Genomic DNA, 21829 nt, shown 5'->3' with positions numbered 1-21829 from the left:
TTGCATTTCAAAACTATTTTAAGTATAATGATAAAGAACGGTAGTTTGCTTTATGCAGACTACCTATAATAAAACAAATTCCCCAAAGGAGACATTTTTAAAATGGCTAAAGAAGTATACGACCGTAGCAAACCACACGTTAATATTGGTACTATCGGACACGTTGACCATGGTAAAACTACCCTCTCAGCTGCAATCTCTAAAGTATTGTCTGACAAAGGTTACTCTAAAGCGACTGACTTCGCATCTATCGATGCTGCTCCAGAAGAACGCGAACGTGGTATTACAATCAACACTGCTCACATCGAGTACGAAACTGAAAAACGTCACTATGCCCACATCGACGCTCCAGGTCACGCGGACTACGTTAAAAATATGATCACTGGTGCTGCCCAAATGGACGGTGCAATCCTCGTTGTTGCTGCAACTGATGGACCAATGCCACAAACTCGTGAACACATTTTGCTTTCACGTCAAGTTGGTGTTAAATACCTTATCGTCTTCCTTAACAAAGCTGACCTTGTTGATGATGAAGAATTGATGGAACTCGTTGAAATGGAAGTTCGTGACCTCTTGAGCGAATACGACTTCCCAGGTGACGATATTCCTGTAATCGCTGGTTCAGCACTTGGTGCTTTGAACGGTGAACCACAATGGGTTGCTAAAGTTGAAGAATTGATGGATATCGTTGATGAATACATCCCAACTCCAGAACGCGACACTGACAAACCACTCCTTCTTCCAGTCGAAGACGTATTCTCTATCACTGGTCGTGGTACAGTTGCTTCAGGACGTATCGAACGTGGTACTGTTAAAGTTGGTGACGAAGTTGAAATCGTTGGTATCAAAGAAGAAACTAAAAAAGCTGTTGTTACTGGTATCGAAATGTTCCGTAAAACACTTACTGAAGGTCTTGCTGGTGATAACGTCGGTGCACTTCTCCGTGGTATCCAACGTGACGAAATCGAACGTGGTCAAGTTATTGCTAAACCAGGTTCAATCACTCCACACAAACTCTTCGAAGGTGAAGTTTATGTATTGAGCAAAGAAGAAGGCGGACGTCACACTCCATTCTTCGACAACTACCGTCCTCAATTCTACTTCCACACAACTGACGTTACTGGTTCAGTTAAACTTCCAGAAGGAACTGAAATGGTAATGCCTGGTGACAACGTGCATATCGACGTTGAATTGATCCACCCAGTTGCGATCGAACAAGGTACTACTTTCTCTATCCGTGAAGGTGGACGTACTGTTGGTTCAGGTATCGTTGCTGAAATCAAAGCTTAATTATAAATCTAAGCAAATTGGAGCTGTCATTTATGGCAGTTCTTTTTTTATTTAAAATTTTGCTTAAAATAAAAACTCCCCAAAGGGAGTTTTTTAAATTTCTGATTTTGTAAATACACCTCGGTCAACAAGTGCATCCATTTGAAAGTAAAATTTATTTTGAATCATTTCACTCGCATTTTTAAAAATATCAACATTTCGTAAACCGGATTTGTCAGTAACTGAAAGTTTAAAACCACTTAAATCTGGATTAACAATAATTTTTAATAAAAATCCTTCGTTTGAATTTGGAACCTCTTCAAGAAGTCTTTTAAATTCAAAATTACCAATTTTAGTTTGAATAAAAGTTGTATCTTTTAGAGTGAATTTTTTAACAGTGGGCGCAAGTTGATAAATATATTTGCTACCTTCCAAATGTTTTTCAGTGATAAATGCCATTGTGAGTCTCCTAAATAAATTGTTTATTTTTTCAAAATAGAACTAAGCTTTTCAACGAAGAGATTAACTTCATCAATTGTATTCATTTCTGAAAAAGAAATACGTATGTTTTCTTTTAGTTTTTCAGAATTTTTCCCGTAAACAGCTTCAAGAACATGGGAGGGTTCAATTGTACCGGCCGTACAAGCAGAACCAGTTGAGATTGCGAAACCAGCTAAATCAAGTTTGGTCAAGAGTAAATCATGATTTTCATTTGGAAAAGCAAGATTTAGAACATGAGGCATACTTGGACCAAAATTATTTTTATAAAATGAAATCTTTTGTTCTCCTAGTTTAGTTAGTAAGGTTTCATTAAGTTTTTCAACTGCTTTATAATTTGATTCAATATTTTCAAGTGCAAGTTCTAAGGCTTTAGCTAAACCAACAAGAGAATGGAGATTTTCTGTACCAGCCCGTCTTTTTTCTTCTTGTTCTCCTCCATGAATCAAAGCATCAAAATGTAGCTTTTCGTTATAATACAAGAAGCCGACCCCTTTTGGGCCATGAAATTTGTGCGCTGATGCTGAGAGAAAATCAGCTGAAACATCCAAAGGATGCACGGAAATTTTTCCCATTACTTGAGTAGCATCAACATGGAAAACGGCTTGATGTTGCTTCAAGAGCTTTCCGACTTCCTTTACTGGAAGAAGTTGGCCCGTTTCATTATTAGCCCACATCATGCTGACTAAGATTGTATCAGGACGTAGATTTTCCTCAATAAGTGAAGCTGGAAATGTTCCATCTGCTTTTGGTTTTACAAAGCTAACATCAAATCCATAGCGATCGTGAAGATATCGAACAGTATTGAGTACAGAAGGATGTTCAATAGCTGTTGTGATAATATGATTTCCTTTATCCCTATTAGCTAGTGCATAACCAATCAAGGCTTGGTTATTAGCTTCGCTAGCACCTGAGGTGAAAATGATATTACGACTTGGAACTTCCAGAGCATTTGCCACAGTTTCACGGGCTTTACGAACAATCTGACTTGAAGAACGTCCGAGACTGTGAATGCTAGAGGGATTTCCAAAATTAGCGAATAAACTTTCTGAGATTGCGGTAATAACATCAGGAAGTAAAGGAGTAGTAGCAGCGTTATCTAAATATATAATTTTATTTTCCTACCTTTCGTAGTAATTGCTGGATATTTTATATGGAAATTATTTAATTCAATCAGAACTAGATAATTCCCTATCTGTAAGCTCTATTTTACCATTTTTTTATTCTTTTTATCTGAAAAGCAATACAGATTGTTCAATAAATATCTATTTGCGAGGATGTTATTTATTGATGGTATATTTCTAATTTTAATTATATAATATTCTTAGGGAGGTTTTATCATGGTTGAAGAATATAAAAATATCTTAGTTGCAGTAGATGGTTCAGAACAGGCTTACGATGCACTTCGTGAGGCGATTGACACGGCAAAATTAAATCATTCACATCTGAAAGTAGTGTATGTTTTAAATGATAAGTTAGCAAATATCCCAGTACATTTAGATACGATGACCTTATATAAAAGTGTACAAGAGCATTCCGATTACGTTGCAGAGCAAGTCCAAGAATATCTTAAAGGAACAGAAGTTGATTTTGAGATTGTACGTCTAACTGGTAGTCCTAAAAGAGAAATTATTAATTTTGTAAAAGAAAATAACATTGATTTAGTTGTGATTGGTTCAACTGGACTTGATGCAATTGACCGTTTCATCATTGGTTCTACAACACAATATATAGTTAATCATGCTCCTTGTAATGTAATGGTTATCAAATAATGAAAATAAAAAAAGTCATCAATGAGATGACTTTTATTTTATAAATTGATGCATCAAAAATAAAATACCAACTTTAAGTTGGCATTTTTAATTATCAGAAGTGACTCAGTAAGAATTACTTTAGTCTTGTGGTTTTTCATGTTCAAAAAGTGGAGAAACTGGGCGTCCTTCGTGGATACGAAGAATAGCACTGGCTAAGTACTCAGCTGCACTCAAATATTTTACATTTAAAGGTTTGCGATGGTTTGTTACAACAGAATCTGTGACCAAAATTTCTTTGATATCAGCTTTTTCAAGAATATCAGCTGCTCCGCTAGTAAATAATCCGTGGCTGGCAACCGCATAAATTTCACTTGCTCCAGCTTCTCGCACAACATTTGCAGCATTGGCAAAGGTGACCCCAGTATTCAAAATATCATCGATAAGAATTACTTTTTTACCTGCAACGTTACCGATAACATATCCGTTTTCACGGTTTTTGTCATCATCTTCATAGTCAACGATAGCAATTGCAGATTCTAAGTATTCAGCAAGTGAGCGTGCACGTTTAATCCCAGAATTTTTTGGTGCTACAACGATAACGTCATCACCAAACAATCCATTCTTACGATAGTAGTCAGCAAAAAGTGGGACAGTGAACAAGTTGTCTACAGGGATATCGAAGAAACCTTGAACTTGGACAGCATGAATATCAAGAGTTAGTAGGCGGTCAGCTCCAGCTTTGACAATCATATCAGCAACTAATTTAGCTGTGATTGGTTCACGAGAAGTCGCAGTACGGTCTTGACGAGCATATCCAAAATAAGGAATAACAACGTTAATTGTACGAGCAGAAGCGCGTTTACATGCGTCAATCATGATTAATAATTCCCAAAGGTGATCATTAACAGGGCAGCTCGTCGACTGAACAATAAAGATGTCTTGACTACGGACACTTTCTTCCATGTTAATCATAATTTCACCATCAGAAAACTGTTTTGAAGAAAGTTTTCCTAGAGGAACTCCTGTAAACTGGCTAATTTTCTCAGCAAGACCAGGGTTTGAGTTTAAGGCAAAAAGCTTTAAGTGTGAATCAGAGTAAACCACGATTTCTCTCCATTTTCTTTTATGAAATAATATAGTTCTATTTTATCAAAATAATGGTGATTTTCCTAGTCTATATCTGTAAATATCTTTGTGAATTAATCAGAAAATAAAATTTGAGAGTATTTAGAATAATTTTTTGAAGTAAAAAATAATTTCACAAACTTAAAATTCTGATAAATTAAAAAAAGCTTTAAAGTATGGTATATAAGTGATTGAAAACATTTTCAATAAAACTAGAATACAAAGTTTGTGAAAGTTCGTGCAAAGTCTTGCGTTTACAAAAGCGAGGTGTTACAATGGTTCTGTAAGGTTCGTGAAAGCTAAGTGTTACGAACAAATTATTTATTTTTAGGGGAATTAAAAATGAAAAAAACAAAAGTGATTTCACTTCTTGCAGTTTCAGTACTCTCAGTTTCTTTACTTGCCGCTTGTGGAAGCAATAACTCTTCAAGTAGCTCTGATAAAAAAACAGAACAATCATCTAAAGCAGAAGTTTTTGCTGGTGCAACTCAAGGAACAAATAACTTCTCTGATTTGCAAAAAGGCTTTGCTAAAAACGGAGCTTGGTTGAATGCAACTAAAGGTGATATGGATGCTTCTGGGAAAACTTTGACTGTTGAAGGTCTTTTCTTAGGTGACGGACAAGTTGCTCGTAAATTGGCAATCTATAATCAAGATAGCAGCCACAAAATTACTGACCGCTATACTTTAACAGTCGATAAAATTGAAGTGAAATCTCCTGGTTTCTATATTTCAAATGGTACTGTTAAAGGAAATGTTGATGTGTTTGCAGCTGGCTTCCACGGACAAACTGGTACAGGTGTTGAAGGACAAGCAACAATTGATGGTAACTTGACTTTTGCTAGCCAAGATCTTCTTGATGCTTACAATAAATTACCAGATGCTCAAAAAGTTAAAGTAACTGGTACAACTTCAGTTGTTAAAGGCGATGTCGTTTCATTCAAACCTGGTGGAATTACAGCGGGCGCTCACGGAAATGTAACTTATTCATTTGAAGGAAATGGAACAGATACAGAAACTGGGGCAACAACTGGTACTGCTGATGTTTCAGTATTGAAAAAAGCACTCGGAAAAAATGGGGCTTGGCTTGTAGCTACTAACGCTGATGTTGACGCTTCAGGTAAAGACCTTACAATTGATGGCACTTTCCTCAATGAAAAATCAGCCGTTCAACGTACACTTGCAATGATTAAACAAAATGATCAACATCAAGTCACTAAATCTTATACTTTGACAGTTGGACGCTTGATTGTTAACTCACCTGCTTTCGATCTTGAAGGTGGTAATATCAAAGGTGACGTTTATGTTGGTAAAGATGCTTCAATTATGGCACGCGACATGAAAGGGACCGATGGTCAATCAATCCAATCTGAAATCACTGGAAATCTTTACTTTGCAACTCAAGAACAACTTGACACTTACAAAGCTCTTCCAGCTGCAAACCAATTTAAAGTATCTGGCGAAATTGCTGTAAAAGCCGCTAACTAATAAACTAAAAATTGTCTGAAAGGCTCTCTATGAGCCTTTTTTTCTTACTTAAAATATAGTATAATGGGACATACGTGTAGCTCTATACAAAAGTGAATCTGTCAGTAAAAAAGTTACTGACAGAAAATAAAAAAATTTCGTCAGTGAAAAATTACTGACAAGAGGTTTATGAATGACAGATTGATTTTTGTTTAGAAAAACATAAAGCTAAAATATATTACAAAAGCAGGAGACTGGACTGTTAGAGAAAGTTCATAGCATTTCAAGTCAAGGAGAAAAACATTGACAAAAGAAACATTTTCAATCGAATTTGCAGGTCGGACATTAACTGTTGAAACAGGTCAAGTTGCAAAACAAGCAAATGGTGCTGTTGTTGTACGTTATGGAGATACAACTGTCTTAACAGCCGCTACAATGGGTAAAATGGCTACAGGTGATTTCTTCCCACTTCAAGTGAACTATGAAGAAAAAATGTATGCTGCTGGTAAATTCCCAGGGGGGTTCAACAAACGTGAAGCACGCCCTTCAACTGATGCAACTTTGACTGCTCGTTTAATTGACCGCCCCATTCGTCCAATGTTTGCTGAAGGTTTTCGTAATGAAGTTCAAGTCATTAATACTGTCCTTTCTCATGATGAAAATGCTTCAGGCCGTGTGGCAGCAATGTTTGGCTCTTCTTTAGCGCTTGCAATTTCTGATATTCCATTTGATGGACCAATTGCAGGGGTTGAAGTAGCTTATATTGATGGAAAATATATCATCAATCCAACTGTTGCAGAAAAAGAGGTTTCAAGTTTGGAACTCTCTGTTGCAGGAAATATCAACGCAATCAATATGGTTGAATCTGGGGCCAAGGAGCTTTCAGAAGAAGTGATGCTGGGTGCACTTTTGGCAGGACATAATGCTGTTAAAAAATTAATTGAATTTCAAAATGAAATTGTTGCAAAAGTTGGAAAAGAAAAAGCTGAAGTTGAACTTCTGCATGTTGATGAAGATTTAAAAGCCGAAGTTATTGCAGCATACAATTCAGATTTACAAAAAGCAGTTCAAATTGAAGAAAAATTAGCGCGTGAATCTGCGACAAAAGCAGTTAAAGAGGCGATAATTTCTGTTTATAGTGCAAAATATGAGAACGATGAAAATCTATCAATCATTTTGCGTGATCTTGCTGAAATTCTTGAAGGAATGGAACATACGGAAGTTCGTCGCTTGATTACCGAAGATAAAATCCGTCCTGATGGACGTAAGATTGATGAAATTCGTCCGCTTGATGCTGAAATTGACTTTACCCCCCGTAATATTACACATGGGACAGGTTTATTTACTCGTGGTCAAACCCAAGCTTTATCAACATTGACTTTGGCACCAATGAATGAAGCACAAATCATTGATGGCTTAAATGATGAATATAAAAAACGTTTTATGCATCATTATAATTTCCCACAGTATTCTGTTGGCGAAACAGGGCGTTACGGGGCACCTGGTCGTCGTGAAATTGGTCACGGAGCGCTCGGAGAACGTGCTTTAGAACAAGTATTGCCATCATTGGAAGAATTCCCTTATGCCATTCGTTTGGTTGCTGAAGTTTTAGAATCAAATGGTTCGTCATCACAAGCCTCAATCTGTGCAGGAACACTTGCTCTTATGGCTGGTGGTGTGCCAATCAAAGCACCAGTTGCTGGGATTGCGATGGGCTTGATTTCTGACGGAACAAATTATACTGTTTTGACAGATATTCAAGGGCTTGAAGACCATTTTGGTGATATGGACTTTAAGGTTGCGGGAACTCGTGACGGGATTACTGCGCTGCAAATGGATATTAAAATTTCAGGAATTACACCAGAAATTCTTGCCGAAGCTCTTGCACAAGCAAAAACTGCACGTTTCCAAATTCTTGATGTAATTGAAGCAACAATTGCACAACCTCGTGAAGAGTTAGCACCGTCAGCACCTAAAATTGATACAATTACAATTCCTGTCGATAAGATTAAAGTTGTCATCGGTAAAGGTGGTGAGCAAATCGATAAAATTATTGCTGAAACAGGCGTAAAAATTGATATTGATGACGAAGGACTTTGTTCAATTTTCTCTTCTGACCAAGCAGCGATTGATCGTGCTAAAGAAATTATTACTGAACTTGTTCGTGAAGCAAAAGTTGGTGAAATTTACGATGCAAAAGTGGTTCGTATCGAAAGTTTTGGTGCTTTTGTAAATCTATTTGGTAAGCAAGATGCAATGGTTCATATTTCTGAAATGGCTTGGGCTCGGACAGAAAATGTTGAAGATCTTGTGAAATTAGGTGACACTGTCAAAGTTAAAATCATGAAAATTGATGACAAAGGTCGCGTGGATGCATCAATGCGTGCTTTAGTTGAAAAGCCAGAAGATTATGTTGAACCTGAGCGTAAACCAAGAGAGCGCCGTGAAAATGGTGACCGTCGTAAAGGTAACGGAAATAACCGTGGTAATAGTTTTGACCGTCGCAATAATGACCGTAATAACCAAGGAAATAAAGTTGGGAATCACAGTTTTGAGCGCCGGGAACGTAAATCACATATTGATGAAGAGTTTCCAGAACTTTCAACTAAAAAACCAGAATAAGCTCAATTATAAAATGGAAAAGCTGTAAAAATAGACCTTGAAATAAAATAAAATTTGCTGATGAAAATGCTAGTCTATTCAGAAGTCTTAGAGGGCTAATGGATAGACTATAACCGAAATGTGATTATTCATGCTTGGATTTCTGTCAGTAAACTATTTGTTTACTTAGCTTGTAAATAATTACTGACAGGTCTGTCAGCAAAAAATATGTCAAATTATAATCTCAATCCAGAATTAGATGAACGTTTGCGAGTTTCATTAGCAAATCCAGGCTCATTTATGGAAGACCTCTCATTGGTCTATGCTTTTCATCAATTTCCAGTATTGGCACCAAAATCAGTTTTCTTCGTTCCGATTGAAGACCACAAGGCTCTACCTGTTTTTACAACAGAAGAAGAACTTGAAGTTTTCCTGTCAGAACTGACAGACTTTGAGACGGAATGGGAATTGCACTCATTAATTGAAATTTTAGACCAATTAATGGAAACGGATATTGATATTTTAGCAATCAATCCTAAATTGCCTCAAGATGAGGACAAAGGCAACACCGTCTATTTTGGGACACCAGAATTAATGCAATTTTTAGTTCATTATACTGAAATTTTGAATAAAGTTTTTAGCCCGGAAAATCTTGAGGCTGAACAAAGAGAAAAATATTATTTCGTCCCAGCTTTCGTCACAACAAGTGGTCAAAGAACTTTCCCTAATCTAATCAATCAGGACAATGAAGAATACCTTCCTTTATTTGATAACTTAGATAGTTTGGCTAAGTGGCACAATGAAGATTACTTTAGTCAAGCCTTTAAGGAAAATAATGGACAAGTTCTACTTTTAAAAATTGATGAATTATTAAATGGAGAAGACGAGGCCATAAATGACATAGGTAAAAGCCTTGGAATTACGGTAAATCCTTTGGACTACTCACAAGAAGAAGTTCAAAATTCAATGGTCACTTGGGAAGAATTAACAAGAGATTAAATGAATTGAAAGATTGATTTAGTCAATTCAACGTTTTTGAATCAACAAGGCCCACAATGCTTATGGTATAATTTACTATAAGTATTTTTTAACGAAGTAGGAAAAAATGAACGAAAAAAAGAAAGGTTTTTGGTCTGAAGCAATTCGAGTGACCAAAGAAAATGATCCAGCAGCTAGAACTGCCCTGGAAGTCTTATTGACCTATCCGGGAGTAAAAGCTCTTGCAGCTCACCGAATTTCACATTTTCTTTGGCATCATCATTTGAAACTTTTGGCGCGGATGCACTCACAATTTTGGCGGTTTTGGACTCAAATTGAAATTCATCCAGGAGCAGAAATTGCTCACGGCGTCTTTATTGACCATGGTTCAGGATTAGTGATTGGCGAAACTGCCATCGTTGAAAAGGATGTCAAACTTTATCATGGAGTTACCTTGGGCGGTACAGGAAAAGATAAAGGGAAACGTCATCCAACAATTAGACAAGGGGCATTAATTTCTGCCCATTCACAACTTTTAGGCCCTATTGAAGTTGGAAGAAATGCAAAAGTAGGGGCAAGTGCTGTTGTGGTAACAGATGTTCCGCCAGAAGTAACTGTTGTTGGAATACCCGCAAAAGTTGTTCGAGTTAAAGGTAAAAAAGATGTCGAGCGCATCACAAGCCTTGAAGAAAAACGAGAAGCAAGCTATCATTCATCACATCTGTGAGGAGAAATGAGAAGTGAAAAAGAGAAAAGTAGCTATTTATGAGGGAAATTTACTTGCAACTTTAAAATCATTTACGGATGCTGTTATGTCTATCATTGCAACGATTATGGTTTTAGAAATTCCTTTACCAAAACTTATTGGCAATAATCAGTATGATTTTCGTGAAACAAGCAGCTCACTCATTATTTTCTTTGTGAGTTTTCTGGTTGTTGTTTCTTATTATTTTCAATTTAGTAAGTTCTTTGGACGCATAAAGAAAATTAGTGGTTGGCAGATTTTTGCTTATACAATTTTTCTCATGCTTGTCTCACTTTTTCCCTTTATGACTCAAATTGATAATGGAATTCATCCCGCATACTTCACAATCATATATGTTTTATATATTATTGTGACCTCACGGTTTGCTTCTTTGATTATCAAATATACTTACCGCCTGAATGAAATAATAATCAGCAGACATCAGTCACGAAAACCTTGGGATTTGATTGTGATGTCTGCTCTTGCTATTGTGATTTCGAGTATTGGATACCCTGCTTATACGGGGATTCCATTGCTTTATTTACCAATACGTTCTCTTATCACCTCTATTGTTTATGATGAAGATTAAGAAGGAAATAGAATGAAAATATATAATACCTATAGTCGACAGCTAGAAGATTTTCAGCCGATTGAACCTGGAAAAGTAAAAATGTATGTCTGCGGACCGACTGTTTATAATTACATCCATGTGGGAAATGCTCGTTCTGTTGTTGCTTTTGATTTGGTTAGAAAATATTTGGAATTTCGAGGATTTGAAGTTCAATATATCTCTAATTTCACAGATGTTGATGATAAAATTATCAACGGTGCAAAAGCTGCAAACATGACTACGACAGATTTTTCTGAACGTTATATTGCTGCTTTTTATGAAGATACTGATGCTTTAAATGTTAAAAGAGCCAGTCAAAATCCGAGAGCAACAGAATTCATCGAAGCGATGATTGAGTTTATTCAAGAACTTGTGGATAAAGAATTTGCTTATGTTTCTCAAGGAGACGTATATTTCCGTGTGTCTAAATCTAAAGATTACGCTAAATTAGCGAATAAAAATCTTGCAGATTTACTTGCAGGGGCTTCTGGACGTACGGATGAAGAAACAAAACTTAAAGAATCACCAGCCGATTTTGCTCTTTGGAAATCTGCAAAAGCTGATGAAGTTTCTTGGCAAGCGCCTTGGGGAGCTGGTCGTCCAGGCTGGCATATTGAATGTTCAGTCATGTCAACTTCACTATTAGGTGAAACAATTGACATTCATGGTGGAGGAGCAGATTTAGAATTTCCACACCATACAAATGAAATTGCACAATCTGAAGCAAAAACCGGACAGAAGTTTGTTAATTATTGGATGCACAATGGATTCGTAAATGTTGACGGTGAAAAAATGTCTAAATCACTAGGCAATTTCACAACGGTTCATGAACTCCTTCAAGTAGTTAACCCACAAATTTTGCGTTTCTTTTTAGCAACTACTCATTATAGAAAACCAGTCAATTTTACTGATGATGCACTAACAGAAGCTGAAAATAATATCAAAAAAATTGAAAATGCTTATCGTCATTTGGATGAACAAGCTGAGTCTAATTTGTCAGCTCTCACGACTTTTAGAAATGATTTCGTTGCTGCCATGGATGAAGATTTCAATATTGCCAATGGAATGACTGTTTTTTATGACTTTGTTTCTTGGGTTAATAAAGGAAACGGTGGGCCTGAGGTCAAAGAATTTTTTGACCAAGTTTTAGAAATTTTAGGGATTAAGTTTGAATTTGAGCAAAGTTTGGATAGCGAAATTGAAGCTATGATTGAAGCAAGACAATTGGCACGAGAAGTCCGTGATTTTGCGAAGTCAGATGAAATTCGTGACGCTTTGAAAGCCCAAGGTATTGTTCTTGAAGATACAAAAGACGGGGTACGGTGGCATCGTGAATAAGCAACAAGCAGAACTTTTGAATGGAATTGCATTGGCCTACATTGGGGATGCGATTTATGAGATCTTTGTGCGTGAGTACTTATTAGACAAAGGCCTGACAAAGCCAGCCATGCTTCAAAAAAATGCAACGAGATTTGTGTCAGCCAAAGCGCAAGCAAAAATTATTTCCGCAATGGATGAAGTTGATTTTTTGACTGACTATGAATTGACCTATTTTAAAAGAGGGCGTAATGCTCATTCTAAAACGACGGCCAAAAATACCGACGTTGTTACTTACAGAATATCAACAGGTTTTGAAGCTGTTGTTGGAATTCTCCATTTAACGCAACAAAAAGAGCGACTTCAAGAATTTTGGGATTTTTGTCTTAAAACAATTGAAGTAGATCTGATTTAAAGTTTATTAATTACAAAGATCAAAGTATTAAGCAAATTATTTTAAAAAAAGAAAAAAATCCGCTAGAATAGGTATGCAAAGATACAAAGAAAAAATCAGCGGAAAGAAGAAGAGATGTATAGAGTAGTTACAATGTACGGCACCGATGAACCATGGTGGTTCTTCGACGGCTGGAAAGAAGACATAGTTTCAGTAGATGAGTTTGATGATTTTTATAAAGCTTTAAAATGTTATAAAAAAGAATGGTTTGAAATGGCTAAGAATTTTAAAGAATTCACTAGCAAGTCTGGTTTGCAAACAGCATTTTGGAAAAACGGTGATGAAGAATGGTGTGAAGACTGTGTAGGTTATTTACAACGCTATCACAGCATTGCTTTGCTGGAAGACTGGCATGCGGTTCCTCTTGAGAAAAAACGCTCAGGTTATAGTAAAAAATCTGGAGAACTGCCAGAACGTTTCTGTTCAATGAGAACTGAGAATTAAAAAATGAGAAAGTTTACTGATTGAGTAAGCTTTCTTTTGTTCTGATAAAATAATCGTAAGCATTTCATTGGTAAGAAACTTGAAATTATATTATAATTATTTTATAATATAAATCTAATGTTAGGAGGCGCTATGAAGAAACCGTTAATTATATTAGATGGATTTTTAATATTACTTATCGCAGTTCTTGGACTGGCATTATTTCATAATGTTCAAGAACAATCTAAAGAGCATTCATTCTCGAATTCAACAGCAAGCACACAAAATTCGACTGAAAATAAAACTGAAAATAAAACAGAATCAAATAATACGGGAATCAAAATAAACACCAAAGAAATCAAAAAAGAAAATTTTTTAACACTATCAGGGCTTTGGAAGAATAACTCAATCGCTAAGAAAACTAAAACTCTTGTTATTTCAGGTCCTTCGGCAACTTTTGAGGGTCAACAATATGACTTAACTTTGGAAGGGGTAAGTTCTGAAAATGAGCTACCTTATTTGAAGTTGATAGGCGACGGAATTAACTCAGGGAAGTTTTTAGGCATCTATCCCCAAGGGAGTGCTATTCCAGTAAGATTAGCTGATGGCAAAATTGATTACGCAGGTCAATATGATCCTACTAATAAGAAGAAAGATCGTATCATTCTTTTTAATGATTATATGTCTGCTCAAGATATCATTGAGCAAGTTTTATACCGTGAATTGGAAGAAATTTTTTAAAAACAGTCTAAGATTTAAAATGATAAGAAAATAGTCTTGAAAAAATGCTTAAAATGAGTTAAAATATCATTATCTTAGATAAGAACTCGATGGTCAAAGCTCGGGAAAATATGACAAGAAACTTTTAAAAGTTACTGACAGAAAGATCAATTTTGATTATTTTCTGTCAGTAACTGATGAGAGGATTTTTTGACATATTTTTCACAGCTTTGGCTTTTTTATTTGCAAAATATTTACTGACAGCTTTTAATAAGGCTAATTAAGGACTATAAAAGCTGTCAGTAAAAGAAGGATTAATAATTCTGTCAGTATTTTTGCAAGAACTTTTATCAAAATATAAAGAAAGGCGAATTTAATAAATTCGTAGTAAAAAATGGATTTTCAAGAAAATTATGACGTCGTTGTCATCGGAGGAGGACATGCAGGGGTTGAAGCTTCACTAGCAGCTGCACGGATGGGCTCTAAAACACTGCTCATGACTATTAATCTTAATATGGTTGCCTTTATGCCATGTAATCCATCAATTGGTGGTTCAGCTAAAGGAATTGTTGTCAGAGAAATTGATGCGCTCGGTGGTGAAATGGGTCGCAACATTGATAAGACTTATATTCAAATGAAGATGCTTAATACCGGTAAAGGTCCAGCAGTTCGAGCTCTTCGCGCTCAAGCCGATAAAGATGAATATGCCGCTTCGATGAAGAATACAGTTTCTGACCAAGAAAATTTGACACTCCGTCAAGGAATGGTTGAAGAACTTATTCTTGATGAAGAAAAGAAAAAAGTCATCGGAATCAAGACTTCGACAGGAACTAAATATGGTGCTAAGGCAGTAATTATAACTACAGGTACTGCTTTGCGTGGTGAAATTATTATTGGAGAACTTAAATATTCTTCAGGACCTAATAACTCTCTTTCATCAATTGGTCTAGCAGATAATTTACGTGAAATTGGATTTGAAATTGGTCGTTTTAAAACCGGAACGCCTCCACGCGTTTTGGCAAGTTCTATTGATTACGACAAAACAGAAATTCAACCAGGTGATGAAGCGCCTAATCATTTTAGTTTTATGAGCTCTGATGAAAATTATCTAAAAGATCAAATTCCATGCTGGCTCACTTATACTACTGAGAATAGTCATACCATTTTGCGTGATAATTTACACCGAGCACCACTTTTTTCAGGAATTGTTAAAGGAGTAGGGCCACGCTACTGTCCTTCAATAGAAGACAAAATCACTCGCTTTGCTGACAAACCTCGTCATCAACTCTTCCTTGAACCAGAAGGACGGAACACAGAAGAAGTCTATATCGGTGGACTTTCAACTTCAATGCCTGAAGATGTCCAATTTGATTTAGTTAAATCAATTCCAGGACTTGAAAATGCTCAAATGATGCGTCCGGGTTATGCTATAGAATACGACGTAGTGATGCCTCATCAACTCCGTCCAACACTTGAAACAAAATTGGTTTCTGGACTATTTACAGCGGGACAAACCAACGGAACCTCAGGCTATGAAGAAGCAGCAGGGCAAGGATTAGTAGCTGGAATAAATGCAGCACTTAAAGTTCAAGGCAAGCCTGAATTTATCTTAAAACGTAGTGAAGCTTATATTGGGGTAATGATTGATGATTTGGTAACTAAGGGAACGCTGGAACCATATCGTCTTTTGACATCACGTGCAGAATACCGTTTGATTCTTCGTCATGATAATGCTGACCGCCGTTTGACTGAAATTGGCCGTCAAGTGGGCCTTGTTTCAGATGAGCAATGGGAACATTACCAAGCAAAAATGGCTCAATTTGACCGTGAAATGAAACGATTAAATTCAGAAAAACTCAAACCTTTGCCTGACACACAAGAAAAATTAGGAAAATTGGGCTTTGGACCAATTAAAGATGCGCTGACAGGTGCAGAATTTTTGAAACGACCTGAAGTTCACTACAATGAAGTCATCGACTTTATCGGACAAGCACCAGAAAAGATTGATCGTACCGTCATTGAATTGATTGAAACTGAAATTACTTATGAAGGTTACATCAAAAAAGCAATGGATCAAGTGGACAAAATGCATCGCTTGGAAGCGAAAAGAATTCCTAAAAATATGGATTGGGATAAGCTTGACTCAATTGCTACTGAAGCCCGTCAAAAATTCAAAAAAATAAATCCAGAAACGCTGGGACAAGCGAGTCGGATTTCAGGTGTAAATCCTGCTGACATAAGTATCCTCATGGTTTATCTTGAAGGAAAATAATTAAAAATTAAAATTTTACTGACAAAAAGTTACTGACAGAAAATTTTGGGGAGAGTCCTTGTGCTTTGGCACTGAGGAAGCAACTTAAAATTTTCGTCAGTAACTTTTTTTCTTGTGGAATACTTTAAAAGTTGATAAAATAGGCTTAAACAAGGAATGAGGGAAATAGATGACAGAAATAAAAAATATTATTTTTGATTGGGACAATACACTTTTCCCTTTTAAAGAAAAATATTGGGAATTAGCTCACCGCCAACTTTTTTCAGAACAATTAGGACCATTTACTGACCAAGAGCTCAACCGTTTCATGGAGAAATACCATGAATTTGATGAATTGCTTTGGCCACAAGTCCACCAAAGAAAAATGACGATTGAAGAGCTAAGAGAAGAAAGATTAAGCTTGACTATCGAATATTTTGATTTGAAAGTTGATGAAAATTATCTTAAAGGCTTTTTCAAAAAATTCTTGAATAGATTGTTTGAATTGATAGAGCCTGATGAACAACTCATCCAAAATTTAAAAAGTCTTTCAAAAAACTATAAACTTGCCCTTTTAAGTAATGGAGGTCATGTGGAGCAGAGAGAAAAATTACGTCGTTCTCAAGTTGAAAAATTATTTTCTGTTTACATCTCTGGTGAAACAGGCTATCTGAAACCAGATGCGCGTGCCTTTAAAAATGTGCTCAGCAAAGAAAATTTCCAAGCGTCTGAGACTTTAATGGTTGGAGATCTTATCGAACATGACATCAAACCCGCCCAAGAGTTGGGGATGAAGACAGCATATATTGGTCCTGAAAAAGAAACGATTGCTGATTATGAATTTACAAACATTCAAGATTTTTTTGATTCATTTATAGAAAAGAACGGTGATTAACCGTTTTTTATTATTGGACTAGTTTTAAAGAGTCAGCAGTTAAATAAAGTCTGTCAATAGGCTTGTTAGATAGCCTATAAATTCCATTTTTGTTAAAAGTAATCTTTTTTTCTTCAAAAGTTCCGTTAGAACTTTCAAGGTAAAAAGTAAATGCCCCAACAAGATTACCAGTAATAACAAGAGCTATGTCATTTGAACCACGTAAAACCTTTAGCCAGCTATTAGAATTCAAAATATACTGTATTCCTGCTTCGTCATCAAAAGATAAAATATGTGAAAATTGAATAGAGGGACAAGTTGTTTTATGATTTTCGACCATTTCCTCAAAAATCGTAATTTCATCATATTCAATCAGCTGGTCAAGAACTTCGCTGACCAATTGCGCAGTTAACAAACGGTCACTTGCAGGAATAATTGAGTGTTCATTTTCATTATTTGAACCATCAGTAATATAAAGGTTATGCATTAATCCCATGGCATACATTCTTTTACGATGAATTGACCAGTTTTTTGTTTTTTTGATATCTTCAGTAAGATGAGTTAAATCTAGTGGAGTCATAGATAATCCTTTCTATTTTTAATTTGATGCTGATGACACTTGAAAAAGTCGTAGAGAATTGTCATCCATCACTTGATAGGTTTTGAATTGATTGGGAGTTCCTGTAGCACTGGTATTAAAAATTGTAATGAGTTGAATATCTGACATTATATTCTCCTTTCGATAATTTTAGTTTGTTATAATTATTTTATCATTTTATTTTCATTTTATTGAATGATATGGTATTAGAAAGTATAGATAAAATGCTGAATTGACAAGATTGAAGACATATTCTAAAATTGTATTCTATAAGTGCCGAGAATTGTAATCAGGATGAGAGATAAATTTTACGATAAATAATAAAAAGAACTAAGTGTCCTAAATTTGGTTAGAACCCAGAAAACTCAATAATATCAACAGATGAAGAGAATAGAGAAATCTATTCTCTTTTTTAGTTCTGTTTTTTAAAGTAAATAGGAAATGTAGAAAATGTGTCTTAAGACACAGTAGGAGGAGTTATTGGAAAATATAAAAATGATTACCAGATACAGAACATTTGATATCAAAATGAACGACTCAAGAAAATTTATTATTACTTTTGATTCACAATTTCTAAATCGGTTTCCATATGAGTTTGAAGAATCTTTCGAGATTGTTTCTGAGGCAAGAGATGCCATTGATAGATATTGGCGCAATGAAAATCGCAAATTTTCAGAAGGAATGCTGATTTAGAAGAATAGAAGGAGAGAAAAATATGCCATCTGGAAAAGTGGAACGTGTCGAGCGGACACCAGGATTTACACAAATTGATAATAAATTATTGACTGATAAAAGTTTAGGACTTGAAGGGATTGGGCTAATGACCCACCTTTTACACTATTCAAAAACTTTTGATGTCTATAAATCTGTCTTGCATAGAGAATGGGGACGAGCAACTGTTGAAAAAGCATGGAAGAAAGCAACTAAAGCAGGTTATATTATTGCTTTCAAAAATTACTCCACAAACAGCACTCAAGATTCATATAACTATACGTTTGACGAATTTAAATTCTTTGATTTTGATTTAATGGCTTACTTTGAAGAAAAATGGGCAGCTGGATATCTATTTTATGATAAAACGCTTTATCAGGTTGCCAATCGTACTATAGAAAATATTGAAGCAGCATTACCCCAATTTCTTTACCCTAAAGAAGATTCAGATACAGAGGATAAAGAGAGGTTAGACAAGTTGAGGAAATCATTAGCTCAATTTGTTTTTGATAGATTGCCAAATGAAAAAGGGGGAACGCAAGAAATTTATCCTAGTCAAACATTTGAGGAACAAGCCTTTGAAAAAGAAGAAATGGATGAAGAAGTTGTTGAAAGTCACGAAAAAACTGCAGCTTTAAGTCATATTGAGAACTTTGTTCATGATTTCCCTGAGTATCTATCATCTCTGAAACGGTTAGAAGAAAAGGGAATGAAGAAATCAGATCTTGAGAATATTGTAGAAACACTTTATAACGTTGGTGTCGATATTGATTTGAAATTTGATGATAATCGAATGCGTATTGCTGCTTTTGAAAGTATTTTTGACGACCAATTTTTGGCAAATGAACTTTACTGTCAATATGACTGGGTAGGATATTTTAAAAAAGGTATAGAAGTACGTCTAAAAGACTATTTATTGCCTAAAAAATTTAATTAAGAAAAAGGAGTGATGTAAATGGCAAGTAGAACACGACGTAAAACGGAAACTGGCTTGACATATAGAAATTGGGGAGAATCCGAAGAAAAGATGCTTTATGATTTTTCTGAACAAGGTTTGTCAGATTCCAAAATTTCTCAGTTGATGGGGCGCTCGATGGGTCGCTCAATGAGTGCGATTGCCAACCGTCGTTACTATTTAAGAGAAAATGGGAAATGGGACAAGATTGCAACAAGTGATAAGGAGTAAAAATATGACAACTATAAATATTCCAAGGTATAAGCTGCTTCGAGTTAAATTTGTTTTATCTAATGGTATAGATCAAGAAGAACATTATTTTAAGATTGAACCTCATCAGCCTGATTTCTACCATGTTGAACCGGGACAATTTGTTTTACTCTCTTCTAATCTTAAAAATAATTTTGCGACTTTCGGAAGAATTGTAGGTGTGATTTGTAACACTAAGCAGATAAAGGCAATTACAAGTCAAAAGAAAAAAATTCCTCAAGCCATGAAAACTTTTCAATTGACGGAGGAAGAGATATTAGACTTACTAGAAGGAATGGAGATGAGCTGAAATTATGAAGATTTACATTAAGAATAAGAAAAAATTTTTTCAAAGGGTGTTTTTGGGACTTGTTTTGGCTGCTGTCATGCTTGGTGGTACAGGTGGAATAATTTACTATGTCAAGACTCAAAATGGTCCTAAAGACCTTGTAGAGACTCCAAATGTGATGCAGAGGCTAAATGAAAGTGAAAAGAAGAATCAAAAAATTATCTTGGTTTTTTTTAAGGATGGATGTCCTTACTGTGAAGCTGCCAAAACTGAGATTGAAAAAGCTAAAATTCAAGCTAATTTTCCAGTACTATATGTCAATACCGAGAGTAGGGAAGGGCAGCAACTGAAACAAAAGTATAAACTGCAGTATGCCAGCTCTTTAGTGATTATCCAAAAACAAAAAAATACCGTTACCACTGAAGTTGTTGTTGCTTATGGGGACAAAATCAGAGGTCAGTATGTTCCTTTGACCGAAAATATCCAAAAAGCATTTGAAAATTTATAAAGGAATTGAAGATTAGGAGAAGAATAGTGAATATAAAAAATAAAAAAGAAACACAAATATCCGTCACAGGCATTACACAGTCAGGAACAATTAAAGAATTAGATGTTCAATTAATAAAAAATGAAGAAAAACTGATGAAGAAAAAAACTTTTGAAGAAGAGTATTTTTTGATTAATAAATTGCCAGAGGCAGGCGTGGAGATAAAAACAAAGTTGAAAGATAGTGGCCCAAGTGACATTGAAAAAATGATGTTTATGCTTGGTGAAGCAACCTACGCTTTGACTTTGATGACAAAAAAAGAAAGCAATAAAGAAGCGGATATAGAACATTTCACGAAATTCATGAAAAATTTTACAGAAATAGTCGTTAAATATCATAAATAATTTGATAATGAAAGAAAAAACATAAATGAAAAAAATTAGACAGAAGATGAAAGAGAATGTTGCTGCAACGAAGTTTTTGATTTTTATGAGCTTGATAGCTTTGCAGGCATTATTGCTCCTAGGAACATTTTTTGCTCATGATAAACAAATTATACCCCCAAGTCAATTAGTCACCTCTCAAAGCTTTTCTGATGGCTCAGGGACGATTGAAATTACTCACCAAGAATATGATGTTAAAAACAAGATCATGAAAATAGATTTGCAAGCTACCGAAGATATTTCTATGAATCAATTAACGCCAAAACTTTTTGTAAAAAATGGAAATGGTAGTATGCAATATATTCCAACAGTTGACAACAAGGCTGAAATTTTTATTAAAAATATTTCTTCCAAGTTTGAAGCTTTGTCACTCAGCTTTCAAAACACTGATTTATCAAATCAATCAGTAGATACAACAATTTTTGATAATTCACAAGAAGCTCAGGCAGCAAATAGTGCCCAAACAAACTCATCAGATAAACAGCAACCTGACTTAATTTATTTCTTCATTTCAAGTAATAGTCACTATCTAAAGCAATCAAAAACACCAATCAAAATTGAGTCACAAGCTGCTTATGCTGTGGATGCAATTGAAACGGAAATTGATTTTCAAAATTCCCAAATGAAAAAAATGGATACTGCAATTGATGATTTGAAGAAAAATCAGAGCACAACCACTCAAAAAATAGCAGAACTTCAGTTGAAAAATCAATATCTAACAGGAAATAATTTAAGTAACAACCAATCTAAAATTTCAAGCTTGCAGGCAGACATAGCAGGATATGCTCAACAAATTCAAGAAGCACAACAAAATAAAAAATCAATTACACAAGCTATCACTAAAATGAAAAAACAAATTTCAGATATTCAATTAGGGAAATTCAAATTTACGGATGATGTAAAATCAAAAAAAATGGAGTAAAGTGAATAATCAAAAAAATTTTTTCATAGGGTGGTAGTGAACTAAACAAGATTAACAGAAAAATTAAACCAATAAAATTAATTATTAAA

At 35.2% G+C, this 21829-nt stretch carries 25 protein-coding genes; 20 read left to right on the top strand and 5 right to left on the bottom strand.

The features are described 5' to 3' along the window. The first annotated feature begins 102 nt into the window (after nt 1–102). Nucleotides 103–1290, top strand: coding sequence for an elongation factor Tu (gene tuf, locus QJV49_RS04680; RefSeq protein ID WP_003132374.1), 1188 nt, complete (start codon nt 103–105; stop codon nt 1288–1290). A gap of 93 nt (nt 1291–1383) precedes the next feature. On the opposite strand, the gene QJV49_RS04675 is transcribed toward tuf, so the two are convergent. Both QJV49_RS04675 and QJV49_RS04670 read right to left on the bottom strand, forming a co-directional pair. After that, on the bottom strand, nt 1384–1728 hold the full coding sequence (locus QJV49_RS04675; RefSeq protein WP_225511784.1) for a DUF1831 domain-containing protein: 345 nt from the start codon (nt 1726–1728) through the stop codon (nt 1384–1386). 23 nt (nt 1729–1751) lie between these two features. Further along, the gene (locus QJV49_RS04670) at nt 1752–2879 is read right to left on the bottom strand and encodes a cysteine desulfurase family protein (RefSeq protein WP_225511951.1); all 1128 of its coding nucleotides are present in this window, start codon (nt 2877–2879) and stop codon (nt 1752–1754) included. A gap of 228 nt (nt 2880–3107) precedes the next feature. Here QJV49_RS04670 and QJV49_RS04665 point away from each other — a divergent pair, with 228 nt between their 5' ends. Next, nucleotides 3108–3539, top strand: a complete 432-nt coding sequence (locus tag QJV49_RS04665) for a universal stress protein (RefSeq protein ID WP_225511785.1) — start codon at nt 3108–3110, stop codon at nt 3537–3539. Between the two features lie 120 nt (nt 3540–3659). On the opposite strand, the gene QJV49_RS04660 is transcribed toward QJV49_RS04665, so the two are convergent. After that, the gene (locus tag QJV49_RS04660) at nt 3660–4625 is read right to left on the bottom strand and encodes a ribose-phosphate diphosphokinase (protein ID WP_225511786.1); all 966 of its coding nucleotides are present in this window, start codon (nt 4623–4625) and stop codon (nt 3660–3662) included. A 363-nt stretch (nt 4626–4988) separates the two neighbouring features. Between QJV49_RS04660 and QJV49_RS04655 the strand changes: the two genes are divergently transcribed. The 11 genes from QJV49_RS04655 to QJV49_RS04605 all read left to right on the top strand — a co-directional run bounded on the left by QJV49_RS04655 (nt 4989) and on the right by QJV49_RS04605 (nt 17107). After that, nucleotides 4989–6134, top strand: a complete 1146-nt coding sequence (locus QJV49_RS04655) for a hypothetical protein (RefSeq protein ID WP_225511787.1) — start codon at nt 4989–4991, stop codon at nt 6132–6134. 282 nt (nt 6135–6416) lie between these two features. Beyond that, nucleotides 6417–8735: a polyribonucleotide nucleotidyltransferase gene (gene pnp, locus QJV49_RS04650; protein WP_225511789.1), complete on the top strand. Its 2319-nt coding sequence runs from the start codon at nt 6417–6419 to the stop codon at nt 8733–8735. A 207-nt stretch (nt 8736–8942) separates the two neighbouring features. Next, nucleotides 8943–9713 (top strand): hypothetical protein, encoded by a 771-nt coding sequence (locus QJV49_RS04645; RefSeq protein WP_225511790.1) that lies wholly within the window; start codon nt 8943–8945, stop codon nt 9711–9713. Nucleotides 9714–9819: 106 nt separating this feature from the next. Next, entirely contained in the window at nt 9820–10419 is a 600-nt protein-coding gene (gene cysE, locus QJV49_RS04640) for a serine O-acetyltransferase (RefSeq protein ID WP_225511793.1), read from the top strand. Between the two features lie 13 nt (nt 10420–10432). Then, entirely contained in the window at nt 10433–11026 is a 594-nt protein-coding gene (locus QJV49_RS04635) for a TMEM175 family protein (RefSeq protein WP_225511796.1), read from the top strand. Nucleotides 11027–11038: 12 nt separating this feature from the next. After that, nucleotides 11039–12385, top strand: a complete 1347-nt coding sequence (gene cysS, locus QJV49_RS04630) for a cysteine--tRNA ligase (protein WP_225511797.1) — start codon at nt 11039–11041, stop codon at nt 12383–12385. Next, entirely contained in the window at nt 12378–12779 is a 402-nt protein-coding gene (locus QJV49_RS04625) for a Mini-ribonuclease 3 (RefSeq protein WP_225511799.1), read from the top strand. Before cysS ends, QJV49_RS04625 begins: the two co-directional genes overlap by 8 nt. Nucleotides 12780–12893: 114 nt before the next feature. Beyond that, the gene (locus QJV49_RS04620) at nt 12894–13262 is read left to right on the top strand and encodes a DUF1033 family protein (RefSeq protein WP_225511800.1); all 369 of its coding nucleotides are present in this window, start codon (nt 12894–12896) and stop codon (nt 13260–13262) included. Between the two features lie 132 nt (nt 13263–13394). Then, on the top strand, nt 13395–13982 hold the full coding sequence (locus QJV49_RS04615) for a hypothetical protein (RefSeq protein WP_225511801.1): 588 nt from the start codon (nt 13395–13397) through the stop codon (nt 13980–13982). 373 nt (nt 13983–14355) lie between these two features. Beyond that, complete coding sequence (gene mnmG, locus QJV49_RS04610; RefSeq protein ID WP_225511803.1) at nt 14356–16233, top strand: tRNA uridine-5-carboxymethylaminomethyl(34) synthesis enzyme MnmG; 1878 nt, start codon at nt 14356–14358, stop codon at nt 16231–16233. A 169-nt stretch (nt 16234–16402) separates the two neighbouring features. Beyond that, complete coding sequence (locus QJV49_RS04605; protein WP_225511805.1) at nt 16403–17107, top strand: HAD family hydrolase; 705 nt, start codon at nt 16403–16405, stop codon at nt 17105–17107. 10 nt (nt 17108–17117) lie between these two features. On the opposite strand, the gene QJV49_RS04600 is transcribed toward QJV49_RS04605, so the two are convergent. Next, the gene (locus tag QJV49_RS04600; RefSeq protein WP_225511806.1) at nt 17118–17666 is read right to left on the bottom strand and encodes a hypothetical protein; all 549 of its coding nucleotides are present in this window, start codon (nt 17664–17666) and stop codon (nt 17118–17120) included. 18 nt (nt 17667–17684) lie between these two features. Beyond that, nucleotides 17685–17813: a hypothetical protein gene (locus QJV49_RS04595; protein ID WP_255597677.1), complete on the bottom strand. Its 129-nt coding sequence runs from the start codon at nt 17811–17813 to the stop codon at nt 17685–17687. 351 nt (nt 17814–18164) lie between these two features. Here QJV49_RS04595 and QJV49_RS04590 point away from each other — a divergent pair, with 351 nt between their 5' ends. From QJV49_RS04590 to QJV49_RS04560, 7 genes are read left to right on the top strand one after another with little or no spacing between them, the layout of a single operon-like run. After that, the gene (locus QJV49_RS04590; RefSeq protein ID WP_021722597.1) at nt 18165–18377 is read left to right on the top strand and encodes a hypothetical protein; all 213 of its coding nucleotides are present in this window, start codon (nt 18165–18167) and stop codon (nt 18375–18377) included. A gap of 22 nt (nt 18378–18399) precedes the next feature. After that, nucleotides 18400–19332 carry a hypothetical protein gene (locus QJV49_RS04585; RefSeq protein ID WP_225511807.1) on the top strand — a complete coding sequence of 311 codons (933 nt, stop codon included), beginning with the start codon at nt 18400–18402 and terminating at the stop codon, nt 19330–19332. A gap of 18 nt (nt 19333–19350) precedes the next feature. Continuing rightward, nucleotides 19351–19581: a hypothetical protein gene (locus tag QJV49_RS04580; RefSeq protein ID WP_225511808.1), complete on the top strand. Its 231-nt coding sequence runs from the start codon at nt 19351–19353 to the stop codon at nt 19579–19581. A 4-nt stretch (nt 19582–19585) separates the two neighbouring features. Then, nucleotides 19586–19909 (top strand): hypothetical protein, encoded by a 324-nt coding sequence (locus tag QJV49_RS04575; RefSeq protein WP_021722600.1) that lies wholly within the window; start codon nt 19586–19588, stop codon nt 19907–19909. A 4-nt stretch (nt 19910–19913) separates the two neighbouring features. After that, nucleotides 19914–20396, top strand: coding sequence for a glutaredoxin family protein (locus QJV49_RS04570; RefSeq protein WP_021722601.1), 483 nt, complete (start codon nt 19914–19916; stop codon nt 20394–20396). Nucleotides 20397–20422: 26 nt separating this feature from the next. Continuing rightward, nucleotides 20423–20779, top strand: a complete 357-nt coding sequence (locus QJV49_RS04565) for a hypothetical protein (protein ID WP_225511809.1) — start codon at nt 20423–20425, stop codon at nt 20777–20779. Nucleotides 20780–20804: 25 nt separating this feature from the next. Beyond that, the gene (locus QJV49_RS04560) at nt 20805–21740 is read left to right on the top strand and encodes a hypothetical protein (protein WP_225511810.1); all 936 of its coding nucleotides are present in this window, start codon (nt 20805–20807) and stop codon (nt 21738–21740) included. The last annotated feature ends 89 nt before the right edge of the window (nt 21741–21829 follow it).

The sequence above is a fragment of the Lactococcus sp. NH2-7C genome, assembly GCF_029953655.1.
GTDB lineage: Bacteria > Bacillota > Bacilli > Lactobacillales > Streptococcaceae > Lactococcus > Lactococcus lactis.
The sequence above is the reverse complement of the archived record's forward strand: the minus strand, read 5'-3'. Positions and strand labels throughout refer to the sequence as shown.

Bases quoted from the DNA above. Each gene is read 5' to 3' on its own strand.
- QJV49_RS04570 (WP_021722601.1), top strand. From the start codon at position 19,914: ATGAAGATTTACATTAAGAATAAGAAAAAATTTTTTCAAAGGGTGTTT.
- tuf (WP_003132374.1), top strand. From the start codon at position 103: ATGGCTAAAGAAGTATACGACCGTAGCAAACCACACGTTAATATTGGT.
- QJV49_RS04645 (WP_225511790.1), top strand. From the start codon at position 8,943: ATGTCAAATTATAATCTCAATCCAGAATTAGATGAACGTTTGCGAGTT.
- QJV49_RS04600 (WP_225511806.1), bottom strand. From the start codon at position 17,666: ATGACTCCACTAGATTTAACTCATCTTACTGAAGATATCAAAAAAACA.
- cysE (WP_225511793.1), top strand. From the start codon at position 9,820: ATGAACGAAAAAAAGAAAGGTTTTTGGTCTGAAGCAATTCGAGTGACC.
- QJV49_RS04595 (WP_255597677.1), bottom strand. From the start codon at position 17,813: ATGTCAGATATTCAACTCATTACAATTTTTAATACCAGTGCTACAGGA.
- QJV49_RS04615 (WP_225511801.1), top strand. From the start codon at position 13,395: ATGAAGAAACCGTTAATTATATTAGATGGATTTTTAATATTACTTATC.
- QJV49_RS04585 (WP_225511807.1), top strand. From the start codon at position 18,400: ATGCCATCTGGAAAAGTGGAACGTGTCGAGCGGACACCAGGATTTACA.
- QJV49_RS04580 (WP_225511808.1), top strand. From the start codon at position 19,351: ATGGCAAGTAGAACACGACGTAAAACGGAAACTGGCTTGACATATAGA.
- QJV49_RS04665 (WP_225511785.1), top strand. From the start codon at position 3,108: ATGGTTGAAGAATATAAAAATATCTTAGTTGCAGTAGATGGTTCAGAA.
- cysS (WP_225511797.1), top strand. From the start codon at position 11,039: ATGAAAATATATAATACCTATAGTCGACAGCTAGAAGATTTTCAGCCG.
- QJV49_RS04675 (WP_225511784.1), bottom strand. From the start codon at position 1,728: ATGGCATTTATCACTGAAAAACATTTGGAAGGTAGCAAATATATTTAT.
- QJV49_RS04620 (WP_225511800.1), top strand. From the start codon at position 12,894: ATGTATAGAGTAGTTACAATGTACGGCACCGATGAACCATGGTGGTTC.
- QJV49_RS04575 (WP_021722600.1), top strand. From the start codon at position 19,586: ATGACAACTATAAATATTCCAAGGTATAAGCTGCTTCGAGTTAAATTT.
- QJV49_RS04560 (WP_225511810.1), top strand. From the start codon at position 20,805: ATGAAAAAAATTAGACAGAAGATGAAAGAGAATGTTGCTGCAACGAAG.
- mnmG (WP_225511803.1), top strand. From the start codon at position 14,356: ATGGATTTTCAAGAAAATTATGACGTCGTTGTCATCGGAGGAGGACAT.
- QJV49_RS04655 (WP_225511787.1), top strand. From the start codon at position 4,989: ATGAAAAAAACAAAAGTGATTTCACTTCTTGCAGTTTCAGTACTCTCA.
- QJV49_RS04605 (WP_225511805.1), top strand. From the start codon at position 16,403: ATGACAGAAATAAAAAATATTATTTTTGATTGGGACAATACACTTTTC.